The sequence below is a fragment of the uncultured Microbulbifer sp. genome (assembly GCF_913055755.1).
Lineage (GTDB): Bacteria > Pseudomonadota > Gammaproteobacteria > Pseudomonadales > Cellvibrionaceae > Microbulbifer.
The window spans coordinates 1-25598 of record NZ_CAJXKH010000054.1; the positions used below are offsets into that span (position 1 = coordinate 1).

General features: G+C 58.9%; 20 protein-coding genes. 17 read left to right on the forward strand and 3 right to left on the reverse strand.

Annotated elements, in window-relative coordinates:
* The 3 genes from QZ511_RS10435 to QZ511_RS10445 all read left to right on the forward strand — a co-directional run.
* Positions 1-181, forward strand: a 181-nt coding sequence (locus QZ511_RS10435) for a tetratricopeptide repeat protein (RefSeq protein WP_295802253.1), incomplete at its 5' end; no start/stop codon positions are given.
* A 2-nt stretch (positions 182-183) separates the two neighbouring features.
* Positions 184-501 (forward strand): YqfO family protein, encoded by a 318-nt coding sequence (locus tag QZ511_RS10440; protein WP_295802254.1) that lies wholly within the window; start codon positions 184-186, stop codon positions 499-501.
* Positions 502-518: 17 nt separating this feature from the next.
* Entirely contained in the window at positions 519-1490 is a 972-nt protein-coding gene (locus QZ511_RS10445; protein WP_295802255.1) for a prolyl oligopeptidase family serine peptidase, read from the forward strand.
* 52 nt (positions 1491-1542) lie between these two features.
* Here the strand turns inward: QZ511_RS10445 and QZ511_RS10450 are convergent, their stop codons facing one another.
* Positions 1543-2079: an NUDIX hydrolase gene (locus QZ511_RS10450; protein WP_295802256.1), complete on the reverse strand. Its 537-nt coding sequence runs from the start codon at positions 2077-2079 to the stop codon at positions 1543-1545.
* 50 nt (positions 2080-2129) lie between these two features.
* On the opposite strand from QZ511_RS10450, the gene QZ511_RS10455 reads away from it, so the two are divergent.
* The 11 genes from QZ511_RS10455 (at position 2130) to QZ511_RS10505 (ending at position 20283) form a co-directional block, all read left to right on the forward strand.
* The gene (locus QZ511_RS10455) at positions 2130-3464 is read left to right on the forward strand and encodes an efflux RND transporter periplasmic adaptor subunit (protein WP_295802257.1); all 1335 of its coding nucleotides are present in this window, start codon (positions 2130-2132) and stop codon (positions 3462-3464) included.
* A 33-nt stretch (positions 3465-3497) separates the two neighbouring features.
* On the forward strand, positions 3498-6659 hold the full coding sequence (locus QZ511_RS10460; protein WP_295802258.1) for an efflux RND transporter permease subunit: 3162 nt from the start codon (positions 3498-3500) through the stop codon (positions 6657-6659).
* 84 nt (positions 6660-6743) lie between these two features.
* Positions 6744-7355: a CoA pyrophosphatase gene (locus tag QZ511_RS10465; protein WP_295802259.1), complete on the forward strand. Its 612-nt coding sequence runs from the start codon at positions 6744-6746 to the stop codon at positions 7353-7355.
* A gap of 62 nt (positions 7356-7417) precedes the next feature.
* Positions 7418-9226 (forward strand): ABC transporter ATP-binding protein/permease, encoded by a 1809-nt coding sequence (locus QZ511_RS10470; RefSeq protein WP_295802260.1) that lies wholly within the window; start codon positions 7418-7420, stop codon positions 9224-9226.
* Positions 9227-9453: 227 nt separating this feature from the next.
* On the forward strand, positions 9454-11175 hold the full coding sequence (locus tag QZ511_RS10475; protein WP_295802261.1) for a Zn-dependent hydrolase: 1722 nt from the start codon (positions 9454-9456) through the stop codon (positions 11173-11175).
* 527 nt (positions 11176-11702) lie between these two features.
* Complete coding sequence (locus QZ511_RS10480) at positions 11703-12023, forward strand: hypothetical protein (protein ID WP_295802262.1); 321 nt, start codon at positions 11703-11705, stop codon at positions 12021-12023.
* Positions 12020-14038, forward strand: coding sequence for a PKD domain-containing protein (locus QZ511_RS10485; protein ID WP_295802263.1), 2019 nt, complete (start codon positions 12020-12022; stop codon positions 14036-14038). The genes QZ511_RS10480 and QZ511_RS10485 overlap by 4 nt, the downstream gene beginning before the upstream one ends.
* A gap of 188 nt (positions 14039-14226) precedes the next feature.
* Complete coding sequence (locus tag QZ511_RS10490; protein ID WP_295802264.1) at positions 14227-15738, forward strand: fumarate hydratase; 1512 nt, start codon at positions 14227-14229, stop codon at positions 15736-15738.
* A 222-nt stretch (positions 15739-15960) separates the two neighbouring features.
* Complete coding sequence (locus QZ511_RS10495) at positions 15961-18396, forward strand: M1 family metallopeptidase (protein WP_295802265.1); 2436 nt, start codon at positions 15961-15963, stop codon at positions 18394-18396.
* Positions 18397-18402: 6 nt separating this feature from the next.
* A complete protein-coding gene (locus QZ511_RS10500; protein ID WP_295802266.1) occupies positions 18403-18888 on the forward strand; it encodes a DUF6702 family protein in 486 nt (161 codons plus the stop codon).
* A gap of 405 nt (positions 18889-19293) precedes the next feature.
* Positions 19294-20283 (forward strand): hypothetical protein, encoded by a 990-nt coding sequence (locus QZ511_RS10505; protein WP_295802267.1) that lies wholly within the window; start codon positions 19294-19296, stop codon positions 20281-20283.
* Between the two features lie 2 nt (positions 20284-20285).
* On the opposite strand, the gene QZ511_RS10510 is transcribed toward QZ511_RS10505, so the two are convergent.
* The gene (locus tag QZ511_RS10510) at positions 20286-22184 is read right to left on the reverse strand and encodes a DUF885 domain-containing protein (RefSeq protein WP_295802268.1); all 1899 of its coding nucleotides are present in this window, start codon (positions 22182-22184) and stop codon (positions 20286-20288) included.
* Positions 22185-22382: 198 nt separating this feature from the next.
* Here QZ511_RS10510 and QZ511_RS10515 point away from each other — a divergent pair, with 198 nt between their 5' ends.
* Entirely contained in the window at positions 22383-22727 is a 345-nt protein-coding gene (locus tag QZ511_RS10515) for a 4a-hydroxytetrahydrobiopterin dehydratase (protein ID WP_295802269.1), read from the forward strand.
* 137 nt (positions 22728-22864) lie between these two features.
* Positions 22865-23095 (forward strand): DUF1272 domain-containing protein, encoded by a 231-nt coding sequence (locus QZ511_RS10520; protein ID WP_295802270.1) that lies wholly within the window; start codon positions 22865-22867, stop codon positions 23093-23095.
* Positions 23096-23257: 162 nt separating this feature from the next.
* Here QZ511_RS10520 and QZ511_RS10525 read toward each other — a convergent pair whose 3' ends face one another.
* The gene (locus QZ511_RS10525) at positions 23258-24016 is read right to left on the reverse strand and encodes a TlyA family RNA methyltransferase (RefSeq protein WP_295802271.1); all 759 of its coding nucleotides are present in this window, start codon (positions 24014-24016) and stop codon (positions 23258-23260) included.
* A gap of 155 nt (positions 24017-24171) precedes the next feature.
* On the opposite strand from QZ511_RS10525, the gene nhaA reads away from it, so the two are divergent.
* Positions 24172-25575: a Na+/H+ antiporter NhaA gene (nhaA, locus tag QZ511_RS10530; protein ID WP_295802272.1), complete on the forward strand. Its 1404-nt coding sequence runs from the start codon at positions 24172-24174 to the stop codon at positions 25573-25575.
* Positions 25576-25598 lie beyond the last annotated feature (23 nt).

The window sequence follows — 25598 nt, forward strand, 5'->3', positions numbered from 1 at the left end:
GCTGACCCAGAGTGAGCGCCATGAAGAGGCGCTGGAGATGCTGCTGAATATCCTGCGCTCAGACATGGGCTTTGCGGACGGCGCCGCCAAGCAGGCGTACCTGGATATCGTCAAGGCGCTGGGTGCTGGTGACCCGGTGGCGACCCGCTACCAGCGCAAGCTGATGACGCTGATGTTCTGAGCATGTACAAGCTCTGCGTCTATATCCCCGAGTCTCATCTGGAGCCGGTCAAGCTGGCACTGTTCGCCGCCGGTGCTGGCCGCATCGGCACTTACGACAGCTGCTGCTGGCAGGTAAAGGGGCTGGGGCAGTTCCGGCCGCTCGACGGCAGCCAGCCATTTCTCGGTCAGACCGGGGTGGTAGAACGGGTATCCGAGTATCGGGTGGAAACAGTCTGTGCGGATGAAGTGGTGGACCAGGTGCTCGCCGCCATGCGTGCCGCACATCCCTATGAAGAGCCCGCATTTGATCTGTGGTGCTTGGATGATCGCTGTAATTGAGCGAAATACACATAACAATGAAGACTTATATGTTGGGGAATTTTTTTGAGCGGCTAATTGCGGCAGGGAAGGTGTTGTTCTACTCGCTGGTTGCCTTGCTGATTGTGGCTTGTGAATCAGATGTTGCCAATGACAATTCGTCGGAAAGCCAGTTGCTGCGGCATTCCTATATCAGCCATGTGGATGAGGAGGAGCGAGATTACTTTGTCTACCTGCCGAAAGGATATTCGACAGAGCCGGAGCGAGCGTGGCCACTGCTTTTTTTCCTGCATGGGAATGGCGAGCGCGGCAATGGCAAGGATGAACTCGACTATGTGCTGACCCACGGACCGCTGTACGAAGTGTGGGCGCAAAAAAGAGACCTGCCGTTTATTATTGTCGCGCCGCAATTGCATATGTTTGGCATGGATAAAAAGCGTGACTATATCGCTAATCGCACCCGGGACCAGATCCCTGTACGCAGCAAAGACGGAGTGCCCGCCAGAGAGTATTTCCAGGCGCAAGGCGAAATGGCGGCAGGAGAGCAGGTAACGGACTGGTCCGATGTTGCACCGCTGCTGCCGGATGGCTGGGAGCGGGTTGAAACGGACTTGCTGGATATTCTCGACTCCGTCACCGATGACTTGCGCGTCGACCAGCAGAGAATCTACTTAACCGGTATGAGTTACGGTGGTTTCGGCACCTGGTACTTGGCGAGTCGACACCCTGAGAAATTTGCCGCGATTGCTCCTGTCGTGGGCTGGGGGCACCCTGACATGATGGCGCCCATAGCTAAAGCCAACTTGCCGGTCTGGGCATTCGCTGGCGGCAGGGACGAGGCGGTGAAGAAGCCCTATTTTTATACCGGCCTGAATCTGCTGGAAAAAACCAGCAACGCGGAAGTGCGGTTTACGGTGCACGAAGACATGGCCCACGATGTGTGGCGTCGAGTGTATGAAGGCGAAGATATCTATCACTGGCTGTTGCAGCACAAGCGCGCAGCCCACTAGGAGCACGCTGTGCTAAACAAGCAGCGCTTCTGTGTCGGGGGGTGCTGTTACCTCAGAGTTTTTTCTGGATCACGCCGCGGTGCAAGCCGAAATCCCCTTTCTCCCGGTCACTGAAATAGTGCTTCAGGGTCTGTGTCATCACCGGGAACGCCATCTCCTCCCAGGGGATGTCCTTTTCGTCAAACAATTCCACTTCCAGTGATTCCGGCCCGGGGCCGAATCTGGTGTCGGTGAGTTCGCCGCGGTATATCAGGTACACCTGGTTGATGTGGGGAATGTCGTAGACCGAAAACAGGTCGTCGACCCTCAGGTTGGCCCGCGCTTCTTCCCAGGATTCCCTGAGCGCGCCCTGCTCGCTGCTTTCCCCGTTTTCCATAAAGCCCGCCGGCAGGGTCCAGAGTCCATAGCGGGGCTCGATGGCGCGTTTGCACAGCAGGACCTGGTCGCCCAGGTAGGGCAGGGTGCCGACGATTACCCGCGGGTTCACGTAGTGAATGGCACCGCAGTCGCGGCAGAGGTGGCGCGGACGGTCATCTCCCGCCGGGATTTCAAATACAACGGTATGGCCACAGTGGCTGCAGAATTTCATGGCGCAAGTATACCTGCAGTCGTCGCGCGCGCCAGCCCGGCCCTGCTGGCTTGCCTATAGTAAAGGAGGTGGTACAGGCGGTAGTCGGTGGCTCGATGTTTATGGCGCGTTTCTCGGTATATCTGGTGGTGCTGCTGGCAATGGTCGGTTGCGCCAAACAAGAGGAGCCGCCAGTGCCCAAGGCGCCCCCGGTGGAGGTACTCGCGGTACGGCTACACCAGGTGGTGCCCCGCTACGAATACGTCGGCCGCGTGGAAGCGACGGACGAGTTCAAGGTGCGTCCGCGGGTCGAGGGGTATATCGAGAGCCGCAACTTTATCGAGGGGCAGCTGGTACAAAAGGGGGAGCTGCTTTACGTCATCGACCCCAAGCCCTATGTAGCGGCGCTGGAAAACCAGCGCGCCAACCTTGCCCAGGCCCACGCCACCCTGGCCAATGCAGAGCGCAACTACCGCCGCGGCCGTGAGCTGGTGGCCACCGGTGCGATCAGCAAGGTGGACATGGATGAGCTGACCGCGACCTTTGAAACAGCCCAGTCCCAGGTGGCGGCGATGCAAGCCAATGTGGAAGCCGCGCAACTCAACCTCAATTACACCGAAATCCACGCGCCACTCACCGGTATTGTCGGCCGCAGCGAATTTACCGATGGCTCGCTGGTTGGTCCCAATAGCGAGCCACTCACGTCGATTGTGCGCATGGATCCCATCTACGTGACGTTTCAGGTGCCGGAGGACCGGCTGTTCGCGGTGCAGGAAGAGGCCGCGCGTCGGGAACAGCGGGGCGTTGCTCAGGAAAAGCGCGATGTCCGTATCAAGCAACCCGACGGCAACCTCTATCCCTATCCCGGGTTGATCGTATTTGTGGATAACCAGATTGACCAGGCAACCGGTTCGGCGGTGGTGCGCGCGCGTTTCCCGAACCCGGAGGCGTTGCTGGTTCAGGGGCAGTTTGCCCGTGTCGTGATCAGTGTGTTTTCCGGAAAAGAGAGCGAAAAGCCCCTGGTGCCCCAGTCGGCGGTGCAGGAGGACATGCAGGGACGCTATGTCTACGTCGTCAGTGAGGACAGCATCGCACACAAGCGCTATCTCAAGCTCGGGCAGAGAGAGGGTGAACTGTGGGCGGTGGACGAGGGTTTGAAGGCCGGTGAGCGTATCGTGGTCAACGGTTTGCAGCGGGTGGTCGATGGCGCGCCGGTGGCGCCGCAAAATCCGGCGCTCGATCCCTACAAGAACCTCAAGGTGATCAAGCCGCCAGAGGCGCAGAGCCCGGTACCGCAGATTCGCGAAGGCGATGTGCCGGCGGCCGAGCAGTCCGTGCCCGAACGGGACATCGATTCCAGAGCCGGCGACACCGCGGAGCCGGATGCGTACTTCGATGGCAAATAACCTGTTCCGCAACGCAGTAAGGACCGGTACCGGATGATCAGTGCCACGTTTATCCGCCGACCGCGCATGGCGCTGGTGGTGTCCATCCTGATCACCCTGGCGGGCATACTGTCACTGCCGATGCTGCCGATCGCCCAGTTTCCCGAGATAGCGCCGCCGACGGTAGTGGTCAGTGCCAGGTATCCCGGCGCCAGTGCCGAAGTCATGCGTGACAGTGTGGCGGTGCCGATCGAGGCGCAGGTCAATGGTGTGGAGGGCATGAAGTACATGTCGTCCACCAGTAGCAATGACGGTACCTACAGCCTGACGGTGACCTTCGAGAGTGGTTACGACGGCGATATCGCGCAGGTCAACGTGCAGAACCGGGTGCAGCAGGCAACCCCGAGCCTGCCAACGGAAGTCACCCGCAGCGGCGTCACGGTGGAAAAACGCAGCAGTACCATCCTGATGACGGTGAACCTGTTTTCACCGGAAGACAAGTTCGACACCCTGTTCCTGTCCAACTACGGCGAATTGTTTATTGCCGACGAGCTGGCGCGTATCGACGGTGTCAGTGACGTACAGATTCTGGGTACGCAGAATTTTGCCATGCGGCTGTGGCTCAATCCCGACAAAATGGCCGCCCTGGATGTAACCGCTGGGGATGTTATTGCCGCGGTGCAGGCGCAGAACCTGCAGGTGGCTGCGGGGAAAATCGGCGCACCACCGACGAAAAATACCCAACAGTTCCAGTACAACATCATCGCCCGGGGGCGCCTCGAGAGTGCGGACGAATTCGCGGATATCAGTATCCGCTCCACGCCCGATGGCGGCCTGGTGCGGATGCGCGATATCGCGCGGGTGGAGCTCGGCAGCCAGAGCTACAGTGCCTACGGCCAGCTGGATGGAAAACCCGCGGCGGTGATCGCCGTCTATCAGCTGCCGGATGCCAATGCCCTGGATGTGGCGACCAGCGTGCGGGCCAAGGTAGAGGAACTTTCCCGGCACTTTCCCGAAGGGCTCGAGGCGGAAACCCTGTACGACACCACCGACTTCGTGCGGGCCTCCATCAAGGAGGTGATAGAGACTCTGGTGGTGGCGCTGTTGCTGGTGATCGTGGTGGTGTTTGTGTTCCTGCAGGACTGGCGCGCAACCCTGATCCCGGCCATCGCCATTCCCGTATCACTGATCGGCACCTTCGCAGTGATGTATGCGCTGGGTATGTCCATCAATACCGTGACCCTGTTCGCACTGATTCTCGCCATCGGCATTGTGGTGGACGACGCAATTATCGTGGTGGAAAACACCCAGCGTCTTCTGGGGGAGGGGATGACCGCCAGCGAGGCGGCGATGGAATCCATGCGCGAAGTGACCGGGCCGATAATTGCGACTACCGCGGTGCTGCTGGCGGTGTTTGTGCCGGTGATGTTGATGCCGGGGCTCACGGGCAAGATGTACAAGCAGTTTGCCATGACCATTTCCATTTCCGTGGTGATTTCCAGTATCAATGCATTGACCCTGAGCCCGTCCCTGAGTGCGTCATTGCTGCGGCCACAGCAAAACCACATGGAAGCGGGGGGAGGCTCCGGGGTATTCGGTTTCTTCAACCGGCTTTTGCACGGTGGCACCCGCCTGTACATGGGGATCGTCCATATGTGTGTGCACCGCCCGCTGATCGGGCTGGCAAGTATTGCGGGTATTGCTGCGCTGTGTGTGTGGCTGTTCTCTGCTGTGCCAACCGGCTTTATCCCCGATGAAGACCAGGGTTTCTTCATGATGAATGTGCAGCTACCGGATGGCGCCACTCTCGAGCGCACCGCGCCGGTGGTCGAGCGCCTGGGGGAGAAAATCCGCGAGTTCGATGGCGTGGCCCATGTTCTGGCGGTGCCCGGTTTCAGCCTGCTGTCCGGTGGCCTGGTTTCCAACGCTGCGTTGATGATCGTCATTCTGGACCCCTGGGAGGCGCGCAACTCCCGCGAACTGCACCAATTTGCCATCCTGCGCCGGGCCCAGCAGTTGGGGGCCGCGGTGAAGGAGGCCCAGGTGCAGGCTTTTCCGGTACCCGCACTGCCGGGCCTCGGGACCATTGGCGGTTTTGAATTTGTGCTGGAAGACCGCCAGGGGCGAAGTGTGCAGGAGCTTGCGGGGGTACTCTATGCGCTGCTGGGTGCGGCTAATCAACAGCCGGAAATCGCGCGGGCATTCACCACCTACCAGGCCTCGACACCACAGCTGGGTCTGAAGCTGGATAAGGACAAGGCGCACATACTCGGCCTCAGTCTCGCCGATGTATACCTGACCCTGCAGACCTATCTGGGCGGCTTTTACATCAACGACTTCAACCGCTACGGCAGGGTATTCCAGGTGCTGGCCCAGGCCGACGCCCAGTACCGGGACAGCGAGAGCGACCTGACGGGTTTCTTCGTGCGTGCCAACAGTGGTGGCCTGGTACCGGTCAGTTCGGTGGCGGAAGTGCTGCCCATCGTCGGGCCGCAGACGGTACAGCGATACAACCTTTACAACAGTGTCACTATCAACGGCGCCGCGGCGCCGGGGCATTCCAGCGGTGAGGCTATGAGCGCCATGGAGGCGATGGGGGCCCATCTGCCGGAAGGGTACGGTTACGAGTGGACCGGTTCCAGCCTGGAGGAGATCAGCGCCGGTAATATGGCGCCGATTCTGTTTTCACTGGCGGTGCTGTTTGCCTACCTGTTCCTGGTGGCGCAATACGAAAGCTGGACGATACCCATCGCGGTACTGCTGGCGGTGCCGATTGCCATCGCCGGCGGCCTGTTTGCCTGCTGGGTGATGGGCCACGAGAGCAACCTTTATACCCAGATCGGTCTGGTGCTGCTGATCGCCATTGCCGCCAAGACAGCCATCCTGATGGTGGAGTTCGCGATGGTCCAGCGCGCGCAGGGGGTCTCTATCGAGGAGGCCGCACTGGAGGCTACGCGCCTGCGTTTCCGCGCGGTGCTGATGACCTCGCTGGCATTTGTGCTGGGTATTTTCCCTCTGGTGATCGCTACCGGTGCCGGTGCATCGAGTCGCATTTCCCTCGGGCTTGCGGTCTTTGGTGGCATGCTTGCTGCAAGTATTTTTTCTACATTTCTTGTGCCGATCTATTACGCCCTGGTGCAGTCGTTGCGGGAAAAAGTGGGAGGTGGGCACAAGCCGGAAGAGCCGGGTGGTGAAGCGGTGAAGGAGAGGGCGTGAACGTCTGACCGGCGCACTGGTCAAATCCGCTTACGAGCGTATAGTGGTAATAGCGCAGTTTGCTGCAGTGAAAGAAATATCGAGATGTTGAAAGAAATTGAGGGCAGATTTGCCGAAATAAAACACGAGCTGGAAGCTCGCGTCCCCAAGGGGCCTGATCTTCGCGGCCACGCGGCGGTGCTGCTGGCGCTGACCGACGAGCCGGACCCCCAGGTCATTCTCACTCTGCGATCACAACAACTGTCCAGCCACTCCGGTGAAGTCTCCCTGCCCGGCGGTCGCTGGGACGAAACGGACCCCTCCCTGGAGTACACCGCGCTGCGGGAAACCCACGAGGAAATCGGCCTGCCCGCGGAACAGGTGCGCATCCTGGGGCCACTGTGGACACGCACTACCCGCTGGCAGGTGGAAGTCACTCCCTGGCTGGGAGTGGTACCGGCGGACGCGAAACTGACCCCCAACCCGGGAGAGCTGGACGCCATCTTCCACGTTCCCCTGAGCTTCTTTCTCGGTGATCCGCGGGTCCGCACCGACCGTATCACCATCGACCAGCGGCGTATCTACCTGCCGGCCTACGAGTACCAGGGCTATGAAATCTGGGGGTTTACCGCCGGTGTACTGACCGAGTTCCTGGTGCGGGTGCTGGATGCACCCATCGGGCGGCGAGATGACGTACCCCTGCGCGCCCTGAGCTGAACACCCCAATGCCGGGTCTGCGGCTATAATCGCCGCCACATTTCCGCGCAAGTTGCCTGTCCATGCCGAGACCCAAATCTGCCGTGGCCCTGGAAGATGTCCACTGGGGCGCACTCAAAACCCTGTTTCCGTACCTGCTGGAATTCAAGCGCCAGGTGATGCTGGCAGTGCTGTGCCTGGTGGGCGCCAAGGTAGCCAGTGTCGGCCTGCCGTTTATTCTCAAGCATATTGTCGATGACCTGGACGCGGCGGGCGGCGCGGCTGCGGCCATTGCCCTGCCACTGGGCCTGCTGCTCGCCTACGGCCTGGTGCGCTTCTCCTCGGTACTGTTCGGCGAGCTGCGCGATACCATTTTCGGCCGCGTCACCGAGCGCGCCCAGCGCCGGGTGGGGCTGGAAGTATTTCGACACCTGCATCGGCTGGACCTGGACTATCACCTCAACCGGCGCACCGGCGGTCTGTCGCGGGATATCGAGCGGGGTAACAGCGGTATCGGTTTTCTGATGCGTTTTATGGTGTTCAACATCGTGCCGACCCTGGTGGAAATTGCCATGGTGGCGGGCTTGTTGTGGTGGAATTACAGTGCCGGCTTTGCACTGCTGGTGCTGGGGGCGGTGATTGTCTATATCGGCTTTTCCGTGGTCGCCACCGAGTGGCGCACGCGCTTTGTGCGCGAGCTGAATCGGGCGGAATCCCAGAGCAGCAGCCGCGCGGTAGACAGCCTGCTGAATTACGAAACCGTCAAATATTTCGGCAATGAGCGGCATGAGGCGGGCCACTACGACCGCGAGCTGGCGCAGTGGGAACAGGCGCGCCGCAAGAACCGCCTGTCACTGTTCGGCCTCAACGCGGGCCAGGCTTTTATTATCGCCGCGGCCATGTGCGGGGCCATGATTCTCGCCGCGGTGTACGTCGCCCGGGGCACCATGACCATTGGTGACTTCGTACTCATCAACGCCTTTATGATGCAGATATTCATTCCGCTGAATTTCCTCGGGTTTGTCTACCGGGAGATGAAAGGCTCGCTGGCCAATATCGAAAAAATGTTTTCGATACTCGACGTCAAACCGGCGATCGAGGACCGCAAAGATGCGGGCGAACTGGAAATACGCGAGGGCAGCATTGCATTTGAAGACGTGCACTTCGGCTACCGCCCGGACCGGGAAATCCTCAAGGGCATCAGCTTTACCGTAGCGCCCAGGCAGAAGGTGGCCATCGTCGGCGCCAGCGGCGCCGGAAAATCCACTCTGTTCAAACTGCTGTTTCGTTTTTACGACGTCACAGGCGGGCGCATCCTGATCGACGGCCAGGATATTCGCGGTGTCAGCCAGGACTCGTTGCGCCGCGCGATTGGCGTGGTGCCCCAGGACACGGTGCTGTTCAACCAGTCGATTCTCGACAACGTGCGCTACGGGCGCGTGGATGCCTCGGATAAAGAGGTGGAAGAAGCGATCTGCCACGCGCAGCTGGATGGTTTTATCGCACAGCTGCCCGAGGGCGTGCACACCATGGTGGGAGAGCGCGGCCTGAAACTGTCCGGTGGGGAAAAACAGCGGGTGGCCATCGCCCGCGCACTGTTGAAGCGGCCGCCGATCATGGTATTCGACGAAGCAACATCCTCCCTCGACAGCCATTCCGAACAGGGAATTGTGCAGGCGCTGGCGGATATTTCCCACGAGCAGACCACCCTGGTGATTGCCCACCGACTATCCACCGTGGTGGACGCGGATCAGATTCTGGTTATGGACCAGGGGCAGTTGATAGAGCAGGGGAGTCACCGCGAACTGATTGCGGCAGACGGCCACTATGCCTCCATGTGGCGGATGCAGCAGCGCGAGCGTGCAGTGAGTGAAACCCCTCTGGTGCCCTGAGGATTATTGCGAGTCTGCATATCGCCAGAACTTTCGGTGTCTCGCTGGCGTCAAAAGTTTTTTTCGCACCTGCAAAGTCGGCGCAATGGGCTTTCATTGCCCATAATGGCAGTCGATTGTTCCGCACGCTTGTGTCGCTGGACTTCTCTGTGAGGCGCAATTAATGTGACTTTCAAGCAGTAAGCTTCCCCCAAACCTATTCCTATAACATTCAGGCAGGAATCTGTATGAAATCTGCAATTTTTGTTGCCTCTGCACTGGCTCTCGCGGTGCTGGGCGGCTGTGCCGCTGACGAAAAATCCGCCACAAAAACCGAAGTGGCGAGCGAAGCCAAAGCCGTCAAATCAGAAGCTGTGCAACCTTCATCCAGCGTACAGACCGGTGCCATTGCGCCCGGTGTGGATCCCTCGCGCTTCAATATCTATGCGCCGGTCGAGCTGAATGCTGATCTCTCGTCCCTGAGTGACAACCAGCGCAAAATGATCGGTCTGCTGATCGACGCCAGCCAGGTCATGGACCAGCTGTTCTGGTTGCAGTCATATGGTCCCGCGCAGGACCTGCTGAGTGGTATCCAGGACAGCGGTGCGCGTACCTTCGCCGATATCAACTACGGCCCCTGGGACCGTCTCAATGACAACAAACCGTTTATCGAAGGTTATGGCGACAAGCCTCTGGGAGCCGAGTTCTACCCGGAAGATATGACCAAGCAGGAATTCGAGGCCTGGAAACAGCCCGGCAAGCAGGGCCTCTACTCCCTGGTGCGCCGCAATGCCAACGGCGACCTGGAACTGGTGCCCTACCACCAGGCATACAAGGCGGAACTGGGCAAGGCCGCCGAGCTGCTGCGCCAGGCCTCGGAACTGGCGGAAGATGCCGAATTTGCCAGCTACCTGAAGCTGCGCGCCGACGCCCTGCAGGACGACCAGTTCCGCAAGAGCGACATGGCGTGGATGGATATGAAAAACAACCCCATCGACGTGGTGATCGGCCCGATCGAAAACTACGAAGACCAGCTGTTTGCCTACCGCACCGCGTACGAGGCCTATGTGCTGCTGAAAGACATGGCCTGGAGCGAAAAACTGTCCAAGTTCGCCGCCTTCCTGCCGGAACTGCAGCGCGGCCTGCCGGTGGATGACAAGTACAAAGCGGAGACCCCGGGAACCGATTCCGACCTCAACGCCTACGACGTGCTCTACTATGCGGGCCACAGCAACGCCGGCTCCAAGACCATCGCCATCAACCTGCCCAACGATGAAGAAGTGCAGCTGGCCAAGGGCACCCGTCGCCTGCAGTTGAAAAATGCCATGCGCGCCAAGTTCGATCAGATCCTGGTGCCCATCAGCGGCGTGCTGATCGCGGAAGACCAGCGCAAGCACATCACCTTCGACGCCTTCTTTGCCAACACCATGTTCCACGAAGTGGCCCACGGCCTGGGCATCAAGAAGACCATTACCGACGGCAGCAATGTGCGTCAGGCCCTGAAGGAGACTTCCTCCGCGCTGGAAGAGGGCAAGGCGGATATCCTCGGTCTGTACATGGTCACCAAGCTGCATGAGAAAGGAGAGCTGGAAGAGGGTGAGCTGATGGACAACTACGTCACCTTCCTCGCCAGCATCTTCCGCAGTGTGCGCTTCGGCGCGGCCAGCGCCCACGGCAAGGCCAACATGATGCGCTTCAACTTCTTCAAGCAAGAGGGCGCCTTCAGCCGCGATCCGGAAACCGATGTGTACAGTGTCGACTTCGACAAGATGCAGGCGGCCATGACCAAGCTGTCCAATCTGATCCTGACTATCCAGGGCGACGGCGACTACGCCAAGTCCAAGGAGCTGCTGGACGGTATGGGTGTGGTTTCCGCTGAGCTGCAGGCCGACCTCGACCGCCTCAAGGAAGCGGATATCCCGGTGGATGTGACCTTTATCCAGGGGCGGGAAGTGCTCGGTCTCAAGTAATTTTTAAATGTTTCTGATGCGGAAAGCGGGCCAGTTGGCCCGCTTTTTTTGTGGGCTGAAATAGTTCGGCGCGCAAGAGTCGTTCGCCAGCGAATTTTTGAGAAAGTATTTTCTGTTTATTCTCAAAATATTTTCTTGCCCGCAAGACGTCAGGTTAGCCCCAAGGGGCCATTTAAAATAGCTCTTTGTGGTCATTGACAATATTTTTTTGTATCGCTTGCGGAATTTTTGTCGACGAGAATTTTTTTCCTGTGCTAGCTTGTCCGCGCCTGCAGGAAAGCACTGCAGTATTTTGGACGTTTGTTCCAGATGCTGTTTCCACAATAAGGCATTGACTTGACCCGTCATCTTGGCTGTGGGGTGAGATCATAATTGGTGTTTTCAATCAGGTGAAAATGTAGTTTGTGTTGTGACACTTTTGTCTCGGTTCAATGGTCAGGATGACGGAGCCTGTAAGCACAGTAGTTCCAAAAGTCAGTGCCAAAAATATCAATGCCATTAGTTTCGACAGTATAAGGAGGTTGAACATGGCACATACGCGAAATGAAAATCGCAATTCAATTAGCTCTAGGAATTTCGAGAGCAAGTGGGGTCGCGGGGTCGCACTTACATTACTGCTGAGTGCTTTTTCCGGATTTGCGACAGCAGATGCTGCCTGTGATGCGGAAATAGCCCTGGTAAACGCGGAAATTGCAGCCCGCGAAGATAGCAGTAGTCAAGAAGTGCAACGAGCCAAACAGTTGCTGCAGGTGCTGGCAGAAGATTGCGAAGCCGGTGCCACGCTGGATTCGGTTGAGTCTCTCTCCAATATGATTCGGGAAGTTCTCGGAATGGAGGCGCGCTCATGAACCGTACGCCGAACAACACCCTCCATCGTGTGATGCTGCTTGCGCTGACTTTTATCGCTGGTCTATTTAGCGCGGTTGCCAGTGCACATACCGTTCAGATTTGCTGGCGCGATGATGGGTCGGTAACCACCTTCTATGCGGGTACTTACCACAATCCTACGGAAGGGCCGTCGCCTGTTGGTAGTATTATCATCGATGGCTTCGATTACCCCTTTACCGGCTGGATTTATCCGTCGGAATTGCCCGCCGATGCGCACTGCTGGGCGGACAAAAGCTATGCCCATAGTAGCTGGCCGGACCAGGACGGGGTGCCGCATTCCGGGGTCCGTCATTTCCAGACCTTTACCGGCGCATTTGACGCTGGCTTGCATTCCTTTTCATTTACCACCAGTACCGTGATCGAATCCCCGTGGTCCAGTGGCTTCATCCCGCAGACCTTCGGCGGCGGTGCCTGTGCGGATGCCGATTTCGACGGCATTTGTAACGCCGACGATGCTTGTCCGCTGGACCAGGCAAACGACGGCGACGGCGACGGTATCTGCGGCAATGTGGATAACTGTCCGCTGGATGCCAACCCCGGGCAGACGGATGCCAATGGCAACGGCCAGGGTGATGCCTGTGAGGGCGTCATCTGTGGCAATGGCCTGCTGCAGGGCTCCGAGGCTTGCGACGATGGCAATATCCAGGGCGGTGACGGATGCTCGAACATCTGTACCCTGGAAGTATCCGACACCCCGCCGGTTGCCAACGCCGGACCCGATGCCTCGGTCAATGAAGAACAACTAGTGCAGTTAGATGGCTCTGCGAGTAATGATGCCGATGGCGACCCGATGACGTTCTCCTGGTCACAGGTATCCGGCACGCCGGTGGTCCTGTCCGATAGCAGTGCGGCACAGCCCACCTTTGATGCGCCGGCGGTTGCGTTGGGTGGTGAAACCCTGACTTTTGACCTGACGGTTACTGCAAACGGTGCCTCCAGCAACGCGCAGGTGAGCATCGCGGTGGTCAATATCAATCATGTGCCCGTTGCTGAAGCCGGTGAAGATCTGTCGGTTGCCGAGGGCGCGCCGGTCAATTTGGATGGCAACGCCAGTTTCGACGGGGACAATGACCTGATCACCTACACCTGGACTCAGGTATCCGGTCCGGCGGTAACCTTGGCGGGCGCCAACACTGCAAGTCCCTCATTCACCGCGCCACTGGTAGATGCAGGGGGTGTGTCTGGAGTTGTTGCCACGCTGGTATTCCAGCTGTTGGTGGACGATGGTTTCCCGGCAGATGCGCCGACGCCCGGATATACCATTGGTAACAACCTGGCTACGGTTACTGTGGATATTACCAACATCAATAATGCGCCGGTTGCGCACGCGGGAACCGATATCACCGTAAATGAAAGCAACCCGGTGCAGCTCAACGGTAACGGCAGTAGTGACCCGGATAGCGATGCTCTGAGCTTTAGCTGGGTACAGGTGGGCGGTCCCACGGTGACCCTGACCGGTGCAGATACAGCGACACCGTCAATTACCGCACCATTCGTGAGCCCGGGCGGGGAGGCGCTGACCTTCAAGCTGACCGTGGGCGATGGCTACAGCGGTTACGGGAGCGACGAGGTGGTGGTCAATGTGCAGAATGCCAATGATCCCCCCCTGGTGAGCGCCGCGCGTCCGTCGGTTGCCTGTATGTGGCCGCCGAACCACAACATGCTGGAGGTGAGAATCCTCGGCGTCAGCGATCCTGAAGATAACGCGACAATTGTGATTGACAGTGTGACTTCGGATGAGCCCACCAATGGCACCGGTGACGGTGATACCGCAATTGATGCGGTCATTTACGCTGACGGTACGGCATTGCTGCGCGCTGAGCGCGCGGGTAATGGAGATGGCCGCGTTTACCGGGTCAACTTCACTGCCTCGGACTTCGAAGGCAGCGCATCGGGATCGGTAGACGTATGTGTTCGTCACAACAAGAAGCAGGATGCGGCGGAAAGCGGGCAGTACTTCGACGCTACCCAGTAATCTTCAACTTAATGTCAGCTGTCTGACATCGGGCCCCATGAGGTGTAGCCGCGCCTCACGGGGCTTTTTACTTTTCGATATTGGTTCTCATTTGCAGTTGATGTTGGCAACCTTCGCTGAATCCAACACCTCCTGCCATTTCGTGTAAAATCGCCGCCTTCGAGACGAGACCACACACGGAGCCGGCAATGACCATTATCCGCCAGGACGACCTGATCGACAGCGTGGCCGACGCGCTGCAGTTCATCTCTTACTACCATCCCCAGGACTTTATCCAGGCCCTCAACAAGGCCTACGAGAAAGAGGCCAACCCGGCGGCGAAAGACGCCATGGCCCAGATCCTGATCAACTCCCGCATGTGCGCCCAGGGCCACCGCCCCATCTGTCAGGACACCGGCATCGTGACCGTGAAACTGAAAGTGGGCATGAACGTGCAGTGGGACGCCGACATGAGCGTCACCGATATGGTCAACGAAGGCGTGCGCCGCGCCTACAACAACCCGGACAACGTGCTGCGCGCCTCCATCCTGGATGACCCGGATGGCGCCCGCAAAAACACCGGTGACAACACTCCGGCGGTGATTCACTTCGAAATCGTGCCCGGCGACACCGTGGAAGTCTACGTCGCAGCCAAGGGTGGCGGCAGCGAGGCCAAGAGCAAGTTCGCCATGCTGAACCCGTCCGACTCCGTGGTCGACTGGGTGCTGGAAATGGTGCCAAAAATGGGTGCCGGCTGGTGTCCGCCCGGCATGCTGGGTATCGGTGTCGGCGGTACCGCCGAGAAAGCCATGCTGCTGGCGAAAGAATCCCTGCTGGACCCGATCGATATCCAGGAGCTGCAGGAGCGCGGTGCCTCCAATCGCGCCGAGGAGCTGCGCCTGGAGCTGTTCGACAAGGTCAACAAGCTGGGCATCGGTGCCCAGGGCCTGGGCGGCCTCACCACCGTACTGGATGTGAAGGTGAAGGATTACCCGACCCACGCCGCCAACAAGGCGGTGGCGATCATTCCGAACTGCGCCGCCACCCGCCACACCCACTTCACTCTCGACGGTTCCGGCGCCGCGCGCCAGACCCCGCCAAAGCTGGAAGACTGGCCGGAAATCACCCGCGAAGCCGGGGGTAATACCCGCCGTGTGAACCTGGATGAGGTCACCCGTGAAGACGTGCTGAGCTGGCAGCCGGGAGACACCCTGTTGCTGAATGGCAAGATGCTCACCGGTCGCGATGCCGCGCACAAGAAGATGGTGGATATCCTCGCCAAGGGCGAGAAGCTGCCGGTGGACCTGAGCGGTCGCTTTATCTACTACGTGGGCCCGGTGGATCCGGTGCGCGAAGAGGTGGTCGGCCCCGCTGGCCCCACCACCGCCACCCGTATGGACAAGTTCACCCGCACCATGCTGGAAGAGACCGGCCTGCTGGGCATGATCGGCAAGGCCGAGCGCGGCCCCACCGCGATCGAGGCGATACGCGACAACAAGGCGGTCTACCTGATGGCCGTGGGCGGTGCCGCCTACCTGGTGGCCCAGGCCATCAAGGATGCCAAGGTCATCGCCTTCCCGGAACTGGGTATGGAAGCCATCTACGAGTTTGAGGTGGAAGACATGCCGGTCACCGTAGCTGTGGACAGCAATGGTGAGTCGGTGCACAACACCGGCCCGGTAATCTGGAAGCACAAGATCGAAGAGGGCGTCGCCGGATAACGGCGGCGATCTCCTTCGATCGATCACGGCGCCTGCGGGCGCCGTATTTCTTTTCCCTGGGGCGATCCCTGTGACAGTTCCCTGCGACCCGCCGGTTGCCGCTCGCGGTTTCCACTCGTCGCGCCACAGTGTCGATCAATCTCACGTGCGCTGGCGTATTTGAGGTTTTTGTCGCTCCATTCGTCTCTTCGCTTTGTTATGTACACAACCCGGTAAATTCCTATGCCCCCACTGCTCCAGTCAGCGGCCGCGGTAATCGCGACGCTGTGCTGCTCGGTTTCCGCACTGGCAGCCATCTCCCAGACCAAAGGTGACTTCGAAGACAAATTCCGTCAGCTGGATGAAGTCCTGCCCACGCCCAACGTTTACCGCAATGCCGCAGGTGAGCCGGGCCACGCTTACTGGCAGCAGGAGGTCGATTACCGGATCGATGCGCGCCTCAACGAGGACAAGCGCTCCCTGAGTGCCAGCGAGACCATCAGCTACACCAACAACTCCCCGGATACCCTCAAGTACCTGTGGCTGCAGCTGGACCAGAATCGCTTCCGCGCGGACTCCATTGCCGAAACCACCGTGACCTTTGGTGGGGGTGCCACCCGCGCGGAATCGGACGAGGCTCCGGCGGGGGTTAGCCTGGGTGAATTGCGTCGCCAGCAGTGGCTCGCGGACAACAAGCCCGGCTATACCATCGACAACCTGAAGGATGCCGACGGCAACCAGCTGCGGGCGACGGTGGTGGGCTCCAACATGCGCGTCGACCTGGCGCAGCCGCTCAAGCCCGGCGAGAAGGTCGAGTTCCGCATGGATTTCTCCTTCAATATCCTCGAGGAAGATGCAGTAGGCGCCCGTTCTGGCTACGAACACTTCCCCGATGATGCGCGCAAGGGCGGCAATGACATTTTCCTGCTGGCGCAGTGGTTCCCGCGGATGCATGCCTACACCGATTACGAGGCCTGGACCAACAAGGCGTTTCTCGGACGCGGTGAATTTACCCTGGAGTTCGGTGACTACGATGTGAGCCTCACCGTGCCTGCGGATCACATCGTTTCCGCCACCGGTAAACTGCAGAATCCGGAAGACGTGCTGACCCGGACCCAGCGTGACCGCCTGGAAAAAGCGCGCACCGCCAAGCGTCCGGTATTCATCGTGACCGAAGACGAGGCCCTGGATAACGAGAAGGACGGTACCCGCAGTTCCAAGACCTGGCGCTTCAAGGCCGACCGGGTGCGGGACTTTGCCTGGGCGTCCTCGCGCAAGTTTATGTGGGACGCCAAGGGCTACCAGCAGGGTGGCGACGCCATGCCGGAAGTGATGGCGATGTCGTTCTACCCGAAGGAGGGCGGTGAGCTGTGGAAGAAGTACTCCACGGAATCCGTGATTCACACCATGGAGGTGTACTCGCGCTTTTCCTTCGACTATCCCTACCCGGTGGCGCAGAGCGTGAATGGGCCCGTCGGTGGCATGGAGTACCCCATGATCACCTTCAACGGCCCGCGCACCACCCTGCACGAAGATGGTTCGCGCACCTGGACCCAGGCCGAGAAGCGCTTCCTGATCGGTGTGGTGATTCACGAGGTGGGGCATATCTACTTCCCCATGGTAGTGAACTCTGACGAGCGCCAGTGGACCTGGATGGACGAGGGCCTGAACAGCTTCCTCGACGGCGTAGCCGGTCGCGAATGGGATCCGGAAATGCCCTGGGGCGTGGAGCCGCGGGATATTGTCGACTACATGAAGTCCGATATCCAGGTGCCGATCATGACCCAGTCCGACTCGATTCTGAAATTCGGGCCCAATGCCTACGCCAAGCCCGCGGCGGCGCTGAACATCCTGCGCGAGGTGATTCTCGGGCGCGAACTGTTCGATTTCGCGTTCAAGGAGTACGCCACCCGCTGGCAGTACAAGCGCCCGACTCCGGCAGACTTCTTCCGCACCATGGAAGAGGCCAGTGGTGTGGACCTGGACTGGTTCTGGCGCGGCTGGTTCTACTCCACCGACCACGTGGACATCAGTGTCGACAAGGTGTCGCAGCTGCGCCTGGACACCAAGAACCCCGACATCGATTTCAAGCGCCGCCGCCAGGAAGAGGCCGACAAGCCCCAGCCGCTGTTCGAGAAGCGCGAGCGCGATGCCGGCAACAAGACCTGGCTGGAAAAGAACCGCGATGTGCGCGACTTTTACGACGAGCATGACCGTTTCACCGTCACCAACAAGGAGCGCAATGAGTACGCGCAGCTGCTTGAAGACCTGGAACCCTGGGAGCGCAAAGCACTGGAGCGCGCGGTAGAAGAGGACAAGCACTACTACGTGATCGACTTCTCCAATAAGGGTGGCCTGGTCATGCCGATCCTGCTGCAGCTCAGCTATGCTGACGGCAGTGTGGAGGATCGCTATATCCCCGCGGAAATCTGGCGCCGTTCGCCCAAGGCCGTATCCAAGCTGATCGTGACTGACAAGGAGCTGACTCAGGTTGTGGTGGATCCCCGTTGGGAAACCGCGGATGTGGATAACGAAAACAACCACTACCCGCGTCGCATCGTGAAATCCCGCATCGAGGCCTACAAGGACGAGAAGCGCACCGATCCGGTGTATCGCGACATCATGCACGACATGACCACCGAAAAAGCCGACCCCGAGCCCGGCTTTCACAAGAAGTAAGTAGCAATGCGTACTGTTTTCCTGATCCTGAGCTTACTGATGGCCTGCCACGCGCAGGCCCATCAGATGAAGACCGCCATTTCCCGGGTGTTGTTCAACGAGCGCACCGGTAACGTGGAAATCATGCACCGCTTCTATGTGCACGATGCCGAGCACGCGCTCGGCGAAATCACTGGCAAGCAGGAATATCTGCTGGAAAATCCCGAAGCCCAGTTGCAGTTTGCACGCTACGTAAGTGCCCACTTTGCCATGGGCCTCGGTGAACCAAAGCCGGTCACTCTTGCCCATGTGGGGCAGGAAGTGGACGGCAAGTTCATCTGGGTGTACCAGGAGATGCCGGCACCGGCGCAGGTCGGCGAGCTCTGGTTCAGGTTTGATGCGCTGCAGGACCAGTGGCCGGAGCAGGTCAACCAGATCAATGTGGAGGGCCTTGGCAAGGTCCGCTCGCTGCGCTTCGACAATCGCAGTCGCTGGCAGAAACTGAGCTTCTGAACCATCGCGGATTCGGGCTCAAGTCGATCGCCCGATCATATCTCTTGCGTGCGAAAGCCGTATCACCGCTCCCGTTCAAAAAGGGCACGAAAATTCACCTGAGTTATTCGTGCTCTCTTGAATCCATTTTACAGCGGCGTATAGTGCGCTCTCTTCAAATCAACCCAACCAATGGAGGCTCAAATGTTCAGGCAACTCGATATTGCTGTCGCGATGGGTCTGCGTGGTTGCGGCCTGCGTGTTCGCTGAACACCTTTCTGACCCAGTTTTTCCGATAGCTGTCTGACATTGTCCGTATTCGCGGACACCCTCTGATTTTTTTACGTATGCCCATTTCGGGAATACGCGGCCGCGTATTGCCTGAATTCCGGGCCTGCCCGAGGGCGGGGTAAACCCGCAGCATTCATGGAAAATTGTGAACTGGATATGGTGCTGGATTGCCTCGGCAATCACCGACGCACCTTTCGCTACTTTAAAGATAAATATTGCCTTGATCTGCTCGACGGCGAGCTCGCTGCAGCGCCAGGTGAAGCCATTGCACTGCGTGAACTGCGCAAAAGCCGCTGGGCAAAATTCCTGCACCGGCCACTGCTGAAGTCGCTGATTGCAGGCTGTGGCGATGGCATGCTGCGTCGTGCACAGCTGAGCACCGTGTGGGGAGAGGAATCGATGGATTTCAATCTGACCCTGGGCTCCTGGCGACAGCAGGACCGCTACTGGCAACAGACCACGCGCAAGGGATCCAGCCTGGTTCTGCAACTCAATTTTGACCGGCGCCACAATTGCGCCTATCAACGGCTGCTGGAATTGTCTGCCCTGAGTAAATATGGCCGCTCGCACTTCAATGCCAAGGCGGGCGTTCATGGCCGCAGCGGGCACCCGGTGAACTGTGCCCGCGGGTTCACCATGTCGTGGGTACGTATGGACCTGGATCTCGACCGCGGAGAGTGCCTGATCGAGGAGGTGCAGAACGACTGGCTGCGCAATTGCGAGGGGCTGGCGAGAGGCTTTGAAAAGTATCTGGGCAACAACAAGACTGAACTGGTCGAGCGGCGCTGGCCCCAGTTCAGAGGGCATTACCGTGAATTTATTCGCTATGTGAACGAAACCCTGAAGCCCTACCGGGCTATCTGGGCGGAAGTATCACTGGCGGCGGCGCTTGAGTTTTTGCGCACGGAGATTGGTGATGTGGATATCTATTACCACTCAGCAGACTCCGGTGCGCGCCTCAAGGGCATCAGGGAATATCTGCCACCGCGGTCGCTGTATACCAGCCTGCCGGAGAAATTTGGCTTTCAACTCACGGATGAGGTGCCGGCCTTCCTGTTGAACGACAGCTTCAGCCGGCGTTGTATCAAGGCCATAACGGTGCCGGTAAAGTTTTACCGGTTGTGATATCAGTGGGATGCGGGCTGACCTGAGGACGGAAGTTCACTCAGCATCAGCTCGCGGATCACCGGTACCGGTGCATTACCGTAGCTCAGGAATTTCTCATTGAATGCCTTGAGATTGAACTTGTCCCCGAGCCTCTGCTTCATTTCTTCACGCAGGTTCATGATCGCCATATAGCCGGCGAAATAACTGGTGAGCTGTACCTGGCTCAGGGTTGCCCGGCGCCACTTGCCCATGGCCTCCGCCTTCTGCTGGAAGGCCTGCTTCATCATCAGGTCCAGGGCTTCCTGCTCGGACATGTCTTTGACCTGGATGGAGTAATCCAGAATGGTGTTGACCACCGTCCGCAGATTCCACTTGTAGTACATCATCCACAGTTCCGGCTCAAAGTCGCCGTAACCGGCTTCCAGCATCATGCGCTCGGTATACACTGCCCAACCCTCGATCATTGCGCCGTTGCCGAGAATATTCTTGATCAGGCTGGGTGACTTGTTGGCGTACACCAGCTGGGTGTAGTGGCCGGGAATGGCCTCGTGAATATTGAGTATCTGCATCAGGTAGCTGTTGTACTCGCGCAGCAAGCTCTCCGCCGCGTCGTCCGCCATGCTCTCGATCGCCATGACGTTGTAATAGGTGTTGGCCCCACTATCGTAGGGGCCGGGGGCATTGATCGAGGCAACGGAGAATCCGCGCATATATGGCGGAGTGGTGCGGACCACCAGTGGTTTGTCCGGGTCCAGGGTCAGCAGGTCGTGCTCGATGACGAAGGCTTCCAGCTCTGGGATCTGCTTCTCCACTTCTGCCTTGAAAGTTGCCTTGGTGGCGTGGTGCTCGGATAGCTTTTCCAGCACTGCGGAAATCTTTTTCAGCGGCGCTGCTGGCGGCTCCTCGCCCTCGAAGTATTTGGGCCACAGTTTGTCTGCCAGTTCAGACATCTTTTCATGCAGGTGATTTTTTTCCTCCAGGGCACGCTGGTACAGCTGCTCCCCGCTCATGCTGATCTGGATGTCGAATTTGAACTTCTGTTCGTAGAGCTTTTCGCCAATGCGGAAGGAGCGGAAGGCATCCTCCTTTTCCAGTTTTGCGTGCATTGTCTGCAGGAAAGTGACATATTCCTCGATGGCTTCCCGGGCGTTTTTCACCCGCTTTGCAAACTGCTTTTTTTCCTCCTCTGAAAGCCCGCTGGCAGATACCTTGTCCATCAGGTCCTCGCCAAATACCGACTGTGCACCTTCGTTCTGCTGAATCGCCAGAATCAGCTGTGGAGAGGCGGGCTTCTGGATACTTTCTTCCGCGGCAATGTAGTACGCGGGCACCAGTTTCAGGCGTTCGCTGAAGGTGCGCAGGCGCTCATCCAGGGGCGCGTAATCCGTGTTGAGGATCAGGGCAAAGCCGTGGGAGACATTGTATTCCGCCGGATTCCACTCAAAGGATTTGAAATCGGTGATTTCCCACACTGTACTGTTGAGAAAGTTGTTGATCAGGGCCAGGTCCGTGCGCGCATTGTCATCGAGTCTTTTCTGATTGAATTTGCCAAATTCGTTCAGGTAATTGCGGGCAAATGCGCGCACCTTGCGACGGTAGGCCTTGTCCGGGACTTCCAGCAGGTTCGCCACCTGGTAATAGCCGTTGCTGATGGCCCAGGTGGGGAACAGCTGCCACATGCGCTCGACCATCTGATTACTCAGCCGATAGAAGGCTTTCTGTTCACTGGAAGTATCCGCTGTCGACAGGGCGTCCTCTGGTGGTGACGGCTGACTGGCGGAGTCTTTACCCTCGGCTTCAGATTCCGCCAATGGGGCCGGGTGACGCTCTGCTAAGCTCTGCTGGTCGGTTTCGTCGGATTTTTGTCCGCAGCCATAAAGCAGGGTCACTATTGCGAATGCCGTCGCCAGGTGCTTCATTACATTACTCTGAATTTTGCGTGGAACTGGGCAAAAATTAGCACACTCCACTTGAGCTTGGCGGATTCCCCGGCTTTTATTTTGTGTGACCCAGGTCGCCTTGTTTCACATTTGGGGGCTGGTTAAAGTGGCAAAACGAGAATTTGTGGTCGAGTGCCACGTTTCCGCTTTTTGTTTTTTGTATACAGGAGTCTGGGTATGACAGAACTATCAGAACAGGCCTGCGAAGCCTGCCGCGCAGACGCTCCTCTGGTCAGCGACGACGAGCTGGCGGAGCTGATCCGCGAGATTCCCGAGTGGACCCCGGTTGTCCGGGACGGCGTGATGCAGCTTGAGCGGGTATTCAAGTTCCGCAATTTCAAGCAGGCGCTGGCGTTTACCAACCGCGTGGGTGCCATTGCCGAAGAGGTCGGCCATCACCCGGCGCTGCTGACGGAGTGGGGCAAGGTTACCGTTACCTGGTGGAGTCATGAGGCCGGTGGCCTGCACAAGAATGATTTCATCATGGCGGCGCGCACCGACAAGCAGGTGGACGCAGACTGACGCAACACTCAACCTGCCGTTTCCGCCACTGCCGGTGTGGAGTGGCGGGGATCAGCGTGCCTGCCCCTCGCGTCTGCGGGTTCTGTCACCGGATTGAATGAACCAGTAGAAGTCGTTGTGACGGTCGGGAAATTTCCATGCTGAAAATGAAAGCAGCCTGTGAGCGCTGCAGTGCCCCGCTGGGCCTGACGGACGAAGCGTATATCTGTTCCTACGAATGCACCTTTTGCCTCGTGTGCGCGGATGAGCTGCACCGCGAGTGCCCCAATTGCCAGGGCAACCTGTTACTGCGCCCCAGTCGCAACTCCTCTCCCACCCAGGTTGCCAAAACCGGCTTCAAGGCCAAGCTGGAAAAAATCCTGCCCTGATCAAGTTCCGTGAACAACTCCGTGGTGGTGCCGCTACCGGGTACAGCCTTGTGAGACACGCCGTGAACCCATCCCTGGGGGCTCTGCAACGCCATCCATGGCGGTGAAGGTCTCACAAGGCTGTACCCGGCATCGGCACCTTCGACGCGAACTGCTGAATACTTAATCGGGTTTGATCGCCCACAACAGAAATTCCCGGTTGCCATCGCCCCCCTTGATCGGGCTGTCGATATAGGCGTTAACCCGCAGCCCCAAGCGCTCGCAGAGCGTGCGGATGTTTTCCTCGACGCCGGCGTACAAGCCCGTGTCTTTTACCAGGCCGCCCTTGCCGATCCCTTCCGGCCCTACCTCGAACTGGGGTTTTACCAGGCTCAGCAGGTGGCCGCCGGGTTTGAGCAGTGGCGGCAGCTGGGGCAGGATCAGGGTCTGGGAAATGAAGGAAACATCCATCACCACCGCATCGAAGCCCGCGTCGCCGAAAGGCGCAATTTGCTCGGCGGTGAGATGGCGGGCGTTGAGGGTTTCGAACAGGTGCATGCGGGGATCGTTGCGCAGCTTTTCGGCCAGCTGGTCACGCCCGACGTCCACGCCCACCACCAGTTCGGCGCCGCGCTGCAGCAGGCAATCGCTGAAACCGCCGGTGGAACAGCCCACATCCAGCGCATGCCAGCCCGCGGGGGACAGACCGGTGTGGTCCAGGATGCCCGCCAGCTTGAGCCCGGCGCGGGACACGAAGCGGTCTTCCGGCAGTGGCTCGACGCGGATCCGGGTTTCCTCGTCCAGGGACTGGCTGGCCTTCAGTGCCGGCCGCCAGCGGTGGCCGTCGGACAGCAGGACGCGCCCGGCATCGATCAGTTTCCGGGCGTGGGTACGGGAGTTGGCGAGCTGGCGCTCTACCAATAAAAGGTCCAGACGGGTCATCAACGGCACTATAGTTCTAGGGATATGGAGGTGGAAGCGGCTGCCATGCTAACTTTTGCCCGGCGTTCTGCAAAGCACCACCGGATACGGTGACTCGAGCGCCGGCAATTCAGGTTTTCTATATCACTGGAAGTATCACAAGGAGTCTCCACTTAATGGCGAAAAACGTACTCAGCAAATTCCGGATCCGCAAGGGTGAGGTTTTCCAGGCTCCACTGGAGAATGCCCTCGGTCGCCTGGTCACGCCATTTGAAGAGTTTATCCACCGCCAGAGCAGCAGTGGCCTGCTGTTGATGGCCTGCGCTGTCATCGCGCTGTTGATCGCGAATTCTCCCTGGCAGGAGGCCTACAAACATATCCTGCACCTGCCGGTAAGCTACAACTTCGGTGACTGGTCGCTCTCGATGAGCTTTCACCACTGGATCAACGACGGCCTGATGGCGGTCTTCTTTCTGCTGGTGGGGCTGGAGCTCAAGCGGGAATTCCTGGTCGGAGAGTTGTCGGAGCTGAAACACGCGGTTCTACCGGTGATGGCGGCCATTGGCGGTATGGTGGTACCGGCGGTGATTTACGCGACGCTCAACGGCGGTACCGAGGCCGGTCGCGGCTGGGGTATTCCCATGGCCACGGATATTGCGTTCGCGGTGGGGTGTATTGCCATTCTGGGGAACCGCGTGCCCCGTGCGGTGGTGACCTTCCTGGTGGCGCTGGCGATTGTGGATGACCTGGGTGCGATTCTGGTGATCGCCATCTGGTATACCGAGAGTGTCAATATGACTGCACTGGTAGCGGCGATCGCGCTGGTGGTGTTGTTGTGGCTGCTCAAGTTTGCCGGGGTACGCCGCTCTCCAGCCTATATCTTCGTCGGCATCCTGCTGTGGTACGCGCTGTACGTGACCGGTGTGCACGCAACCCTCGCCGGCGTGATTACCGCGATGGCGATCCCCGCGCGCCCCAAATACGACCCGGTGGCGTTCAGTACTTTTGTCAAAGACATCATTCGCAGCTTTGATCGCTGCTTCCGCCCCGGTGACAAGATCATTGCCAACGATGCCCTGCGCGCCCGGGTATCGGCGCTGGATAACGGCATTCACCTGGTGCAGTCGCCACTGCAGCGGATGGAAACCCGCCTGCATACCCCCGTGGCGTTTATCATTGTGCCGATTTTTGCGTTGGCCAATGCCGGTATTCCGGTAGACAGTTTCACCAGCGCGGAAGCGGTATTCAATCCATTGACCATGGGGGTGATTGCCGGTCTGGTGTTCGGCAAGCTGATCGGGATTGTCGGCGCGACCTGGATCGGCTGGAAACTCGGTTTGGGCTCGCTGCCCAAAGGGGCGACCTTTCACCATATCATCGGCGTTGCCCTGCTCGGTGGTATCGGTTTCACCATGTCCATATTTATCGCCGAGCTGGCATTTGCCGGCCGCGAGGAAATGCTGATCCAGGCGAAGGCCGGGGTGTTGCTGGCATCGCTGATCGCGGGTATCGCCGGCTTTATGGTGCTGCGGCGGGCGCCGATTGATTTATCGAAAGAGGGCAGTGGCGAGCTGGAGTGACAGGGGCTGTCAGCCCGGCAGGG